Here is an 11854-nt window from a genome sequence, read left to right on the forward strand (position 1 = left end):
GCTTCCTCCTCTGTTTTTTTTATGTCGCGTTATCGACGAGGGGCAACGATCTTGAATGTCGCTTTTTTATCGCCGACGGCCGACGTTGAGATTGGTACCGGAAACCCGGACCTCGAAAGCAAACCCCCTGATTCTTGGGTGCGATCGAAACCTGAACATCCCGGACCGCCGGCAGGATGACCAATCGGTTCCCAGGAATCAAGGGCGTCGCTCCGCTTCTGCTTTACAACGCAGTTGCGAAGAGACCCGGCATGGTGGCGCCCTCCACCCAAGCCGAACGATCGATGCACGTTTTGCGGGCAATAGCTCGTGACGCAGCAGACTGACGCGCTCCCCCTTCATCTGCTAGGCAGGGGCAGGAAATCGCACCGAAGAACGTGTGAATGGCAGTCAAGAAGGTCGTGGTCGCGGGCGCGACGGGTCAAGCCAGATCAGCACCAAGGACGCGATGCGCCGCAACCTGATGGCGGTGCTCAAGCCGGCGGCGCCGTCGCTCAACCACGTCGCGTTGCTGCAGGGCAACAAAGCCTACGGCGTGCATGTCCGCCCGCTCAAGGTGCCGGCGCGGGAGGGCCGCTCTTAACGTCATTTCGAAAACGCCGCTTCCATCGCCCGTCGCGTCTTCACGGTGTCGCTACCGGCATCGATCTCGACGTCGCTCCAGCGCACCACGGCGCCGTGGGCGACATCGTTCTTCAGCTTCACCCGGTGCGCGAGCCCGATCGGCAACGCTCCGGCCGCAACGCTGGCCGCGGCCGGCATCAGTTTGCCCCACACTGTATAGCCGCCTTCGCCGTCGAGCATTTCGCCGGCGCGCAGGTCGCGCTTGGCAACGGAGGCGACGTCGCCGCGAAAACCGTGCGGTTGCCCGGTCGGCTCGTTGCGCAGCGCCGCCGACAGGATCGAGATGTTCAGCTCCAGCCCGATCAAATGATACGGCTTGTACATCGCCGCATAGCGACCCGATGAATCCGTCTTCAAGCCGTATTGCCTGAAACAGTCCGCGGCGTAGTCGTTCGGCGCTTCCAGCACGACATAGACGCCCCAGCGCAGATCGCGGAACACCGGCCGGCCGTCGCGCTCCAGCGACGACACCACTTCGACGACGCCGGATTTCTCCAGCACGCCGCCTTTGTCGCGCGGCCGCATCACATGCGGCAGGTCGTCGACGCCGCAGGGCGGAAACAGCAATCCGCCGCCGGGCACATCGAGCCCGGTGGCGTTGGCGATCGCCGCCATCTCGATGGCGGACTTGGTGCCGTCGAGAAACGAGTTGAACATCTGCGGATTCATGCCGGCCGACTGCGCCTCGCCGGCGGTGAGCCCGTAATGGCCCCAGACGCCGGCTGGCGTGACGTCGTGATAGGCAGGCAGATATTTTGTCCCCTTGCCGGCGGCGACCACGCGAAAGCCGGTGGCGCGGGCCCAGTCCACCATTTCGGCTGTCAGCGCCGGCTGGTCGCCATAGGCCAGCGAATAGACCACGCCGGCCTTGCGGGCTTCCTCCGCCAGGAGCGGCCCCGCCAGCACGTCGGCCTCGACATTGACCATGACGATGTGCTTGCCGGCCGCGATCGCCGCGCGGGCATGCCGGATGCCGACCGCGGGATTGCCGGTGGCCTCCACGATCACGTCCATCGCGCCGCCCGCGATCGCCCGCACGCCGTCGTCGGTGAAGGCGGTGGCCGCGATCCGCGCCTCGTCCCAGCCGACCGTGCGGCAGGCTTCGCGGGCGCGATCGCGGTCGAGATCGACGATGACAGGCACTTCCAATCCCGGCGTGTGCGGCACCTGCGCGAGGAACATCGAGCCGAATTTGCCGGCGCCGATCAGCGCGACGCGGACCGGTTTGCCGGCTTCGCGGCGGGCGTTGAGGAGGTGCGAGAGGTTCATGGGAATCCGATCAAATTTTCACTCGCGTCATTCCGGGCCACGCGTCTTCGCGTGGACCCGGAATTCCGAGATGATTTGCGCGAGATTCCGGGTTCGCGCCTTCAGCGCGCCCCGGAATGACGGGTGAGAGGCTACTCCGCCGCCTGGCGATGCGCCCGCGCCAAATGCAGCAGCGCGTCGTCATCCACGGTCTTGATCGGCGTGAAGTCGCGATGGGCGATATATTCCGGCCGCGTCGGGGTGCGGATGTAGTTCGAGATCGCATTCAGCGTCAGATAGACGATCTTGCGCGGATAGGGCGTGATGTTGCCGGCCGAGCCGTGCACCAGATTGCCGTGGAACATCAGCATGCCGCCGGCCTTGCCGGTCGGCGCGACGATGCCGCCCTCCTTCACCAGCCGCGTCACGGTTTCCTCGTCCAGCGTCCACAACGGATAGCTGGTGGTCTCGAGGTCGTGCGAAGCCTTGAGGTCGCCGGCGTGCTGGCTCTTCGGCACCAGCATCAACGGGCCGTTGATCGGCATCACCTCGTCGAGGAAGATCGCGATATTCATCGCGCGCGGCTGCGGCATGCCGTCGTCGCGCTTCCAGGTGCCGTAGTCCTGGTGCCATTGCCAGACGTCGCCGGTGAAGGCCGATTTGGCGTTGATCTTGTACTGGTGCATGTAGACCCTCTCGCCGAAGATCTGCTCCACCGGCTCGATCATGCGCGGATGTGCGCCGAGCAGCCCGAACGCCTCGTTGTAGAGATGGGCGGCAAAGGCGGTGCGCGGTGCGCCGCTCTTCTCGCGCCATACCTCCGGGCGGTTGGTGTCGTAGATGCTGACGGCCTCGCGCGCCAGCAGGTCGACTTCCTCCTGGCTGAACAATTCAGGCAGGAACAGCCAACCCTCGCGATTGAAATAGTCGATCTGTTCTGGAGTGAGTTTCATCGGTTTCCTCCCTTGAGTTTTCTATCGTTGTCATTCCGGGGCGCGCAAAGCGCGAACCTCAGATGTGCAATTGCACATCGGGGAATCTCGAGATTCCGGGTTCGAGGCTGCGCCTCGCCCCGGAATGACGGCGTCTAGCTACGCCGCCTGATCGGTCGCCTTCAGTCTCTCCTCGGTCATCCGTCCGGCGCCCAGCGCATGCGCCAGCGCCGCGCCTTCGGCCGCCCTGGCGTTGCTGGAAAGAATATGCGCGGCAATGGTCTCGTGCTCGGCCCAGGCGCTTTCGCGATAGTCGAGTTCGGCCAGCACCGTCGCCATCGAGCGCCGCATATGCGGCCACTGCGGCGCGATCATTTCCTCGATCGCGGGATTGCCGGACAGCGCGTAGATCGCGCGATGGAAGTCGACGTCGAGCGCGATCAGCCTCGCCAGAGGCGCCTTGCGGTTCGTGGAGCGCCCGGCCTGCAGCGCCGCCTCGAGCTGCGCGCGTCCGGCAGCATCGGTCCTGGCCCGCCCGGCCGCGAGCCGGGCCGCCAGCGCCTCGATGGCGCCGCGCACTTCGTAGAGCTGGCGGATGCGCAGGGGATCGAGCCGCGTCACTTCGAAACCCCGGCGGCCGCTTTCGGCGACCAGGCCCTGCCGGTGCAACAGATGCAGCGCGTGGGAAACCGGCTGGCGCGACACCCCGAGATTTTCAGCGAGTTCGTTCTGCCGGATGCGCTGCCCCGGCGGCAGGGTGCGGTCGATGATGGCTTCGAGGATCCGCGCATAGACCTGGTCGATCAGGTTGGGGAGCGGGTTCAACGGAATCATGCCGGCCGTCCTCATTCGGAATACGGAATTCCGTATTCCATACAAAATATCGAGGGGGCGCGGCAGGGTCAAGTGTCAGGCTGGTGGTTCCGGATTGAACCCCGGGGGGCCGGCTACTTGCTGGACCGGGGCCCCGCGCTATGCTGCGGCCGGGGCGATCGGAGGTTCGTCATGAGCAACGACGCAGCCGGCTTCATCGGCAACATCCCGCAGTACTATGATCAGGGCCTCGGCCCTAACATCTTCGCCGATTACGCCGCCGACATTGCGCAGCGCACCGCCGCCGGCAATCCGTTGCGGGTGCTGGAGACCGCGGCCGGCACCGGCATCGTCACCCGCAGGCTGCGCGACGCCTTGCCCGCGGATGCTCATCTGATCGCGACCGATCTCAATCCGCCGATGCTCGACATCGCCCGCGCCAAGTTCGGGGCCGGCGAGCGCGTAGCGTTCCAGCCGGCCGACGCCGTGGCGCTTCCCTTCGCCGAGGAAAGCTTCGACGCGGTGGTCTGTCAGTTCGGAATCATGTTTTTTCCGGACAAGGCCAGATCCTGCGCCGAGGTTTTTCGCGCGCTCGCCCCCGGCGGCCGCTACCTGTTCAGCGTCTGGGATTCCCATCGCCACAACCCGTTCGGCCGGATCGCGCACGAGGTCGCAGGAAGTTTCTTTCCCGCGGATCCGCCGCAGTTCTACAACGTGCCGTTCTCCTGCCACCAGATCGATCCGATCAAGGAGATGCTGCTGGCGGCGGGTTTCGATGATCTCGGCATTGCCGTCGTCAGGCTGAACAAGGTGATTGCGGACACGGCGGGTTTTGCGCAGGCCCTGATCTTCGGCAATCCGCTGATCGAGCAGATCCGGGCGCGCGGTGGCGTCGAACCCCAACGTATCGTTGACGCGATGCTGCAAGCGGTTCGGCGTGAATTCGGCGGCGGCCGTATGCCGCTTCAGGCGATCGTGTTTTCCGCGACCAAGCCACGATGACCGTGCTCACCTGTCGCCGACGTCCGTCTCAGGCGCCGATCCGCTTCCAGTAGATCAGGGTCCCTGTCAGGCCGCCCTGCGGCTTCAGGGCATAATCCGGAATCTCTCCGGTCAATCTGAAACCCAGTTTCTCGTACAGTCCCGCCGCGCCGCCGTCGGTCGCGGTGTCCAGCACCAGCAGCGTGCGGTTTCGCTCGATCGCGCAGGCCTCCGCCGCCCGCATCAAGGCGGTGGCCACGCCGCGGCCGCGATGGCTGAGGCGGGTCATCATCTTGGCGATCTCGGCGCGATGCGGCTGATTGGGCGGACAATCCAGCAGCAGGGTGACGGTGCCGGCGAGCACATCGCCATCCCAGGCGCCGAGGATGATGCGTTCGTCGCGGCCGGCGGCCGCCAGCGCGCCGTCCCAGAACGCGCCTGCCGCATCCTGCGGCAGCGGATGCATGAAGCTGACCGATCCGCCGTTCGCGACCGTCTCGATCAGGATTTCGCTCAGCATCTTCCGAATATCGGGTGAGGCGTTCAGCGCGCTAATTTCGATCGCGGACATTTGGTTGGTCCCGGTGAATCAAAGCCGCCTTGTTGCGGTCCTGTTCGCTCATCTGCGCTTCAACGATCGCGCCGTCTTGATCTCGGCAATTCTCTCGACGTCCTCGATCTGGAGATGGCGGCCGCGTTCCAGAATTTCCAAGGTGTATTCCTCGTAGGTGAGCCCGAGCCGTTCCGCCTTGCGCAGGCGAAACATGACGATTCCGGGCGAGACGTTGTGCCAGGCCGCGCGGTGCGCCGCTTTCCAGTAGAAGTAGTTTCCGATTCCGCCGTCGCCCCATTCCGGCCGGTGCTCCTGCTCCAGCGGCGGCCCGCCATTGTGGCCGACCGAGGCGTCCGAGGCTTTGGCGTCGATCCCGGCCATCGCACTAGCTCCGCGCGAGCACGACGAGATAGGTGCAAGGGGATTTCGTTTCGTTGGCGAAGGTGGTCTCGGCGGGCGCGCCGAATCCGAGGCAGTCGCCGGTGGCCAGCACATTGCGTTCGCCGTTCTCGATGATGACGAGTTGGCCCGACTGCACCCAGACCGCCTGACGGATCCGCGCGTAGGAGGAGGCCGGCAGCACCACTTTCTTCCCGGCGGGCATTTCGACCTGGATGACCTCGACCGGATGGTCGGGCCGGGCGAACACCTGCTTGCGCGAATATCCCGTGGCGGGATCGTGCCACACCGGCTGGTCGGCGGCGCGCGACAGCAGCGGCTGGACGCCTTCACCCTCGGCGCGCACCAGCAGCCCGGCGAGGGTGAGGTCGAAGGCGCTGGCCAGCCGCACCAGGATCACTGCGGTGGGGCTCAATTCCTCGCGCTCGATCTTGCTGATGGTCGCCTTGGAAACCCCCGACCGCTCGGCGAGGTCCGCCAGCGACCATCCCCGCGCATCCCGCTCCAGCCGAAGCCGTCGCGCGATACGGGTGCCGGTATCGTCTCCTATAATAGACATATGTTTCGTATAATAGAAAATTGCGTTTCTTGCAAGGGCGGGTGACGGACCGCCGTCGGGCGCGATCAGCTCGCTGCCAGAAACTCCAGCACGATCTCGCAATATTTTTGCGGCGCCTGTTCGAACATCGGGTGCGTGGCGCCCGGGATGACAGCCGTCTTCGAACCCTTCACATGCGCCGCCAGAGTGTGCAGCACCTGCGGCAGCGCGCCCTTGGTTTTAGCGCCGCCGATGAACAGCGTCGGCGTCCTGATCGCTTCCGCGTCGGCTCTCGAGAACGGCGGGCGCTCGTCCCTGACCTGGCCGATCAGCGTCATCGCATTGTCGCGCAGCAACTGCTTCGGCGTCGCGGGCAGCCGGTTCCAGGCGCCGGGGCCTTCCAGCGTATCCATGAAATAGGCCAGCCCGCCGTCGATATCGCCGGCCGCGATTTTCTCGGCCGATACCGCGAACCGTGCCGCCAGCGGCGAGGGCCCGGGCTTGAAGGCCGGATCGAGTGAGGCGTCGAGCTCGCCGCCGGGTTCGGCCAGGATCAGCCGGCGCAACAGGTCGGGCCGGCGCTGCGCGACCCGAAACGAGATATGCCCGCCGCGCGAATGCCCCATCAGGTCGACCGGCCTGGTGTCCAGCTTCTCGATGAAGGCGGTGACGTCGTGGACATGCTGCGCGATCGAATAGGTGTCACCGACGCCGTCCCAATGCTCGGGAAAGAAATGCCGCAACGACACCGCGATCACGCGATGTCTTCGCGACAGCGGTCCGAGCACCGCCGACCAGATCCGGAAATCGCACAGCGAACCGTGTACGCACACCAGCGGCGGGCCCTCGCCGACCTCGAGATAGGCCATGTCGTATCCATTGACGTGCAGCTTTTGCATGGGGGTCTCGCCGGGGGCTGGGCTATGGCGCCTGTACACATCCGGACGTCATACGCGGGCTTGACCCGCGTATCCATCCGTCTTCGCAAAGAAGCGCTTTTCAAAGATGGGTCACCGGGTCAAGCAGTGACGGCGGCGTTTCGCGGGGGACGGCACAAAGTTCCCCCGGAATCCGGGTGGATCGCAACAATCTCCAAGCCTATCTTCCGGGCCAGCATCAAGCTCACAGCATGGGGCGATCAGATCTGGAGCCAGTCATGACCGGTCACACTTTTGCAATCTTCGACACAGCGATCGGCCGCTGCGGCATCGTATGGCGCGCGCGCGGCATCAATGGGGTGCAGCTGCCGATGGGCAGCGAAGACAAGACCCGCATCCGGATCCGCCAGAGCCACGGCGATATCGCGGAGGCGCCGCCGCCGGCGGAAGTGCAACGCGCGATCGACGGCATCGTCGAACTGCTCGCGGGCAAGCCGAACGATCTCACGGACATCGTGCTCGATCTCGACGGCGTTCCCGAATTCAACCGCGGCGTCTACGACATCGCGCGCACCATCCCGCCGGGCAAGACCATGACCTATGGTGATATCGCCAGGCGGCTCGGCGGGGTCGAGCTGTCGCGCGACGTCGGCCAGGCGCTCGGCCGCAATCCCTGTCCGGTCGTGGTGCCGTGCCACCGCGTGCTCGCCGCCGGCGGCAAGCCCGGCGGCTTCTCCGCCAACGGCGGCGTGGTGACGAAACTGAAAATGCTCGCGATCGAAGGCGCGGTGGTCAATCACACGCCGAGTCTGTTCGACTAAATCCTACTCCCTCGCCCAGCAAGCGGGGAGAGGTGAGAGCAGGCTACATTGCCTCGCAGGTAAAACCCTTGCCCGAGCGGCGGATCTTCCCGGTGGACGGCGAAGGGAAATGCGCGGTGCAGCACAGCGTATCGGTATCGCAATAGCGCTCCAGGAAAGCGCGCCGCGTCTTCGCCGCCTGTGCCGCATCGACGTCGAATCTCGGCGACAGTTCCGGGTAGCGTGTCTGCAGCGGGGTGTGCATCAGGTCGCCGCTGACGACGGCGAGATCCCTGCCGCGGCCGAAGGCGAATGCCATGTGCCCCGGCGTATGGCCCGGCGTCGGCAGGATGCGCAGATGATCGCCGATCTCGTAATCGTCGCGCACCATCTCGGCCTGCCTGGCCGCGACCACCGGCAGCACGCTGTCGGCAAACGGCGGCACTTCCGCCTTGGCGTTCTGCTCGGTCCAGTAATCGAACTCGCTTTTGCCGAACACGTAGCGCGCGTTCGGAAAGGTCGGCAGCCAGCGGCCGTTCTCTAGCCGCGTGTTCCAGCCGACGTGATCGACATGCAGATGCGTGCACATCACGAAGTCGATGTCGTCGACCGAAAAGCCGGCCGAAGCCAGCGCCCGCATGTACCCGTTGTCGGTCTTCATGTTCCATTTCGGCCGCAGCGGCCGCGGCTTGTCGTTGCCGATGCAGCTGTCGACCAGGATAGTGTGATGCGGCGTCTTCACCACGTAGGACTGGAAACACAGGATCAGCGTGTCCCCGACGTCGAGCGCGCCGGCCTCTCGCATCCACGCCCGGTTCTCTGCAAGCTGCTCCGGCGTCAGTGCCGGAAACATGTCCAGCGCCGGCAGGAAGCTGGTTTCCTGCTCGATGATGCGATGGATGGTGAGATCGCCGACGGTGAACTTCAGGCTCATGGAAACTTCCCTGGCAACTTCCTGCTTCAGGCCGGCGGCGGCAGCGAGATCTTCACCGACGGCCGCTCCAGCATCTTCTGGTGGAAGGCGTCGAGTTTCGGAAACGCCTTGCGCCAGCCGCAATCGGCGAAGCGGAAATCGGCATAGCCGAGCACGCAAGCGAGCGCGATCTGCGCGATGTCGAGCGGGCGCGACAGCGTCTCCGCCTGCTTCTCGAATCGCGCCATGCCGTTCCAGGCCCGGGCCCAGTGGTCGTCGGCCCACGCCTGCCAGCGCAGCGGCTCCGGCCGCACCAGGTTCTCGTAGCGGCACAGCAGCATCGAATCGAGCATGCCCTGCAGCATGGAGTGCTCGGTCTTTACCTTCCAGCGCATCGGCCCTGAAGCCGGGATCAGCTTGCCGCCGCCGGCCAGCTCGTCGAGATATTCGACGATGACATACGAATCGAGGATCACGTCGCCGTTGTCGAGGATCAGGACCGGCAGCTTCTTCAGCGGCGTGATCTTCGAATATTCGTCATTGGGCTGGCCCGGCACCACGGTCGCCGGAATGAATTCGATTCTATCGATCAGCCCGAGTTCGATCGCGGCGATGCGCACCTTGCGGGCGAACGGCGAGGCCGGGGAGAAGGAGAGTTTCATGTTGTTGTTCCTTGTTCTTTCCTTCGTCATGGCCGGGCTTGACCCGGCCATCCACGCGTTTCTTTCCGCTAGACGGCTAAGACGTGGATGCCCGGGTCATAGGCGAGCGGAAGCGACGCCGTTCTTCGAACGGCTATGCCCGGGCATGACGAGTGGATGGAAACGGCAGCGCCTCACGCCGCGATGATTTCCTGGCGCTGTTCGCCGAGGCCCTCGATGCCGAGCGTGACTACGTCGCCGACGTTGAGGTACTGCGGCGGCTTCATGCCGGTGCCGACGCCGGGCGGCGTGCCCGTGGTGACGATGTCGCCTGGCAGCAGCGTCATGAACTGCGAGACGTAGGAGATGCATTTCGCCATGTTGAAGATCATGGTCGAGGTCGATCCGGTCTGGCGGCGCTGGCCGTTGACGTCGAGCCACATCGACAATTTCTGCACGTCCGGGATTTCGTCCTTGGTGGCGACCCAGGGGCCGAGCGGGCCGAAGGTGTCGTGCGACTTGCCCTTGGTCCACTGGCCCAGGCGCTCGATCTGGAAGTTGCGCTCGGAAACGTCGTTGCAGACGCAGTAGCCGGCGATGTGATTGAGCGCGTCGGCCTCGGAGACATATTTGGCGCGGGTGCCGATGATGGCGGCGATTTCGACTTCCCAGTCTAGCTTGGTCGAACCGCGCGGCTTCTCCACCGGATCGTTGGGGCCGGAGAGCGCCGTATTGGCCTTGATGAAGAAGATCGGCTCGGACGGAATCGGATTGCCGGTTTCCTTGGCATGGTCGCTGTAGTTGAGGCCGATGGCGACGAATTTGGAGATGCCGGTAACGGGCGCGCCGAACCGCGGCTTGCCGCTGACGGCCGGAAGCTTGGATGGATCGAGCGCGGCAAGCCTGGCCAGCGAGGCCGGCGAATAGGCCTCGCCATCGAGATCCCTGATGTGCGCGGAGAGATCGCGCAACTGGCCCGATTTGTCGATCAGGCCGGGCTTTTCCTGGCCTTTTGCCCCGTAACGAACAAGCTTCATTTATCGCTCCCTTTTGAAGGTCTTATTGGCTTGAATGCTTCATGGAACAGCGCGCCGGGAAATTCAACCACGGACTGCGCGCTGCATTGCAGCCCTCCTCATCCTGGGGGAGCCAGGCTCACACATGGGCCACGAATTTGAAGGCGTCGCCGTCGCGCTTGATATGGCCGGCGTTGAAATGACCGCCGATCACCAGTGTCGGCGTATCGGCAAAGCGCGAGAACAGCTCGCGCCGCGTCACGGCCGATTGGGCGGGATCGGAATCCGCGGTCGACGACCAGTCGAGATGCGCCATCTGGCAGGGGTGATGGGCGACGTCGCCGGTGAGCAGGCCCTGTTCGCCTGCCGACTGGATATGGATGCTCATATGGCCCGGGCTGTGGCCGGGCGTCGGGATCAGGGTGATTTCGTCGCAGACCCGGGCGTCGCTGGCGACCAGATCGGCCCTGCCGACGTCCGCGACCGGCTTCACGGAATCATTGAACACCGCCACCTTGTCGGGCGCGTCGCTGTGGTCGCGCCAGTGCTCATATTCGCTTCTGCCGAACAGGTAGCGCGCGTTGGCAAAGGTCGGCACCCACTTTCCGCCGATCAGCCTGGTGTTCCAGCCGACGTGGTCGACATGCAGATGCGTGCACAGCACGGTGTCGATGCTGTCGGGCGGAAATCCCGCCGCCGTCATGGTTTCGAGGAAGGGTTCTTTCCGGTTATTCCAGGTCGGCACGTTGCGGCCTTCCTTGTCGTTGCCGAGCCCGGTGTCGACCACGATCCGCCGCGACGGCGTTTCGACGACAAGCGAATGGATCGACATCTTGAGCCGGCCTTCGTCGGTCGCGAAAGGGGGAATGAGCCAGGGGTGTTTCTGGATTTCCTCGTTGGTGGCCAGTGGCAGGATGAACCTTGTGCTTCCGACCGTCTCCAATTCGACGATTTTGGTGATTTTGACCCGGCCTATGGTCCAACGCATCCGGTATTCCCCGTATCTTGTTTGTTGGGGGCAAAGATGCTGGTTTCCTGAAGTCTGCGCAATGGATCATCTCGTCTCGGAACGCGTTGGTCGGGCACGGAAAAGAGGAGCGGAGCATGCCAGAACTAGCCATTTCGGCCGAAAAAGTTCGCTTTCTGATCGAGAAAATGCGGGAATTCGACGTCAAGGAGGGGGACTCCGATCCGGATTCCGGCTCGAACGCCGCCGACGACAACATGATCGACGTGCTCGAGGATAATGCCGACGACCCCGTGGTGGGCGAGATCACCGGCTTCATCAACGCCATGAGCGAGGACGAGCAGATCGATCTGGTCGCCCTGATGCGGCTCGGGCGCGGCGACGGCACCATCGAGGATTGGGACGATCTGCGCCGCGAGGCCGCCGACGGCCGCAACAATCGCACCGCCAGCTACCTGCTCGGCGAACCCCTGGTCAGCGATTACCTCGCCGAAGGCCTCGATGCGTTCGGCGAGACCTGGACCGACGAGCGCACCACGCCGGTGTGACGG

At 64.6% G+C, this 11854-nt stretch carries 15 protein-coding genes; 4 read left to right on the top strand and 11 right to left on the bottom strand.

Annotation, left to right across the window (positions count from 1 at the left end; all coding sequences use genetic code 11):
* Positions 1-379: 379 nt before the first annotated feature.
* Complete coding sequence (locus KMZ29_RS04790; protein ID WP_249779824.1) at positions 380-583, top strand: hypothetical protein; 204 nt, start codon at positions 380-382, stop codon at positions 581-583.
* A gap of 2 nt (positions 584-585) precedes the next feature.
* Here the strand turns inward: KMZ29_RS04790 and KMZ29_RS04795 are convergent, their stop codons facing one another.
* The 3 genes from KMZ29_RS04795 to KMZ29_RS04805 all read right to left on the bottom strand — a co-directional run bounded on the left by KMZ29_RS04795 (position 586) and on the right by KMZ29_RS04805 (position 3638).
* Positions 586-1893 carry an NAD(P)H-dependent oxidoreductase gene (locus KMZ29_RS04795; RefSeq protein ID WP_215622678.1) on the bottom strand — a complete coding sequence of 436 codons (1308 nt, stop codon included), beginning with the start codon at positions 1891-1893 and terminating at the stop codon, positions 586-588.
* A 131-nt stretch (positions 1894-2024) separates the two neighbouring features.
* A complete protein-coding gene (locus tag KMZ29_RS04800) occupies positions 2025-2825 on the bottom strand; it encodes a phytanoyl-CoA dioxygenase family protein (RefSeq protein ID WP_215622679.1) in 801 nt (266 codons plus the stop codon).
* 138 nt (positions 2826-2963) lie between these two features.
* Positions 2964-3638: a GntR family transcriptional regulator gene (locus tag KMZ29_RS04805; protein ID WP_215622680.1), complete on the bottom strand. Its 675-nt coding sequence runs from the start codon at positions 3636-3638 to the stop codon at positions 2964-2966.
* Between the two features lie 171 nt (positions 3639-3809).
* Between KMZ29_RS04805 and KMZ29_RS04810 the strand changes: the two genes are divergently transcribed.
* Positions 3810-4619, top strand: coding sequence for a class I SAM-dependent methyltransferase (locus tag KMZ29_RS04810; protein WP_215622681.1), 810 nt, complete (start codon positions 3810-3812; stop codon positions 4617-4619).
* Positions 4620-4647: 28 nt separating this feature from the next.
* Here KMZ29_RS04810 and KMZ29_RS04815 read toward each other — a convergent pair whose 3' ends face one another.
* From KMZ29_RS04815 to KMZ29_RS04830, 4 genes are all read right to left on the bottom strand, one after another.
* Complete coding sequence (locus KMZ29_RS04815; RefSeq protein ID WP_215622682.1) at positions 4648-5169, bottom strand: GNAT family N-acetyltransferase; 522 nt, start codon at positions 5167-5169, stop codon at positions 4648-4650.
* A gap of 48 nt (positions 5170-5217) precedes the next feature.
* The gene (locus tag KMZ29_RS04820; protein WP_215622683.1) at positions 5218-5532 is read right to left on the bottom strand and encodes a hypothetical protein; all 315 of its coding nucleotides are present in this window, start codon (positions 5530-5532) and stop codon (positions 5218-5220) included.
* 4 nt (positions 5533-5536) lie between these two features.
* On the bottom strand, positions 5537-6109 hold the full coding sequence (locus tag KMZ29_RS04825) for a helix-turn-helix domain-containing protein (RefSeq protein ID WP_215622684.1): 573 nt from the start codon (positions 6107-6109) through the stop codon (positions 5537-5539).
* A 65-nt stretch (positions 6110-6174) separates the two neighbouring features.
* A complete protein-coding gene (locus KMZ29_RS04830) occupies positions 6175-6987 on the bottom strand; it encodes an alpha/beta fold hydrolase (protein ID WP_215622685.1) in 813 nt (270 codons plus the stop codon).
* A 257-nt stretch (positions 6988-7244) separates the two neighbouring features.
* Here KMZ29_RS04830 and KMZ29_RS04835 point away from each other — a divergent pair, with 257 nt between their 5' ends.
* Positions 7245-7787, top strand: a complete 543-nt coding sequence (locus tag KMZ29_RS04835; RefSeq protein WP_215622686.1) for a methylated-DNA--[protein]-cysteine S-methyltransferase — start codon at positions 7245-7247, stop codon at positions 7785-7787.
* Between the two features lie 43 nt (positions 7788-7830).
* On the opposite strand, the gene KMZ29_RS04840 is transcribed toward KMZ29_RS04835, so the two are convergent.
* The 4 genes from KMZ29_RS04840 to KMZ29_RS04855 all read right to left on the bottom strand — a co-directional run bounded on the left by KMZ29_RS04840 (position 7831) and on the right by KMZ29_RS04855 (position 11324).
* On the bottom strand, positions 7831-8700 hold the full coding sequence (locus KMZ29_RS04840; protein WP_215622687.1) for an MBL fold metallo-hydrolase: 870 nt from the start codon (positions 8698-8700) through the stop codon (positions 7831-7833).
* Between the two features lie 26 nt (positions 8701-8726).
* A complete protein-coding gene (locus KMZ29_RS04845; protein WP_215622688.1) occupies positions 8727-9341 on the bottom strand; it encodes a glutathione S-transferase family protein in 615 nt (204 codons plus the stop codon).
* Between the two features lie 173 nt (positions 9342-9514).
* On the bottom strand, positions 9515-10357 hold the full coding sequence (locus KMZ29_RS04850) for a fumarylacetoacetate hydrolase family protein (RefSeq protein ID WP_215622689.1): 843 nt from the start codon (positions 10355-10357) through the stop codon (positions 9515-9517).
* Between the two features lie 118 nt (positions 10358-10475).
* Positions 10476-11324, bottom strand: a complete 849-nt coding sequence (locus tag KMZ29_RS04855) for an MBL fold metallo-hydrolase (protein ID WP_215622690.1) — start codon at positions 11322-11324, stop codon at positions 10476-10478.
* 116 nt (positions 11325-11440) lie between these two features.
* On the opposite strand from KMZ29_RS04855, the gene KMZ29_RS04860 reads away from it, so the two are divergent.
* On the top strand, positions 11441-11851 hold the full coding sequence (locus KMZ29_RS04860; protein ID WP_215614744.1) for a DUF3775 domain-containing protein: 411 nt from the start codon (positions 11441-11443) through the stop codon (positions 11849-11851).
* Positions 11852-11854 lie beyond the last annotated feature (3 nt).

This window comes from Bradyrhizobium sediminis (assembly GCF_018736085.1).
GTDB classification, from domain to species: Bacteria; Pseudomonadota; Alphaproteobacteria; order Rhizobiales; family Xanthobacteraceae; genus Bradyrhizobium; species Bradyrhizobium sediminis.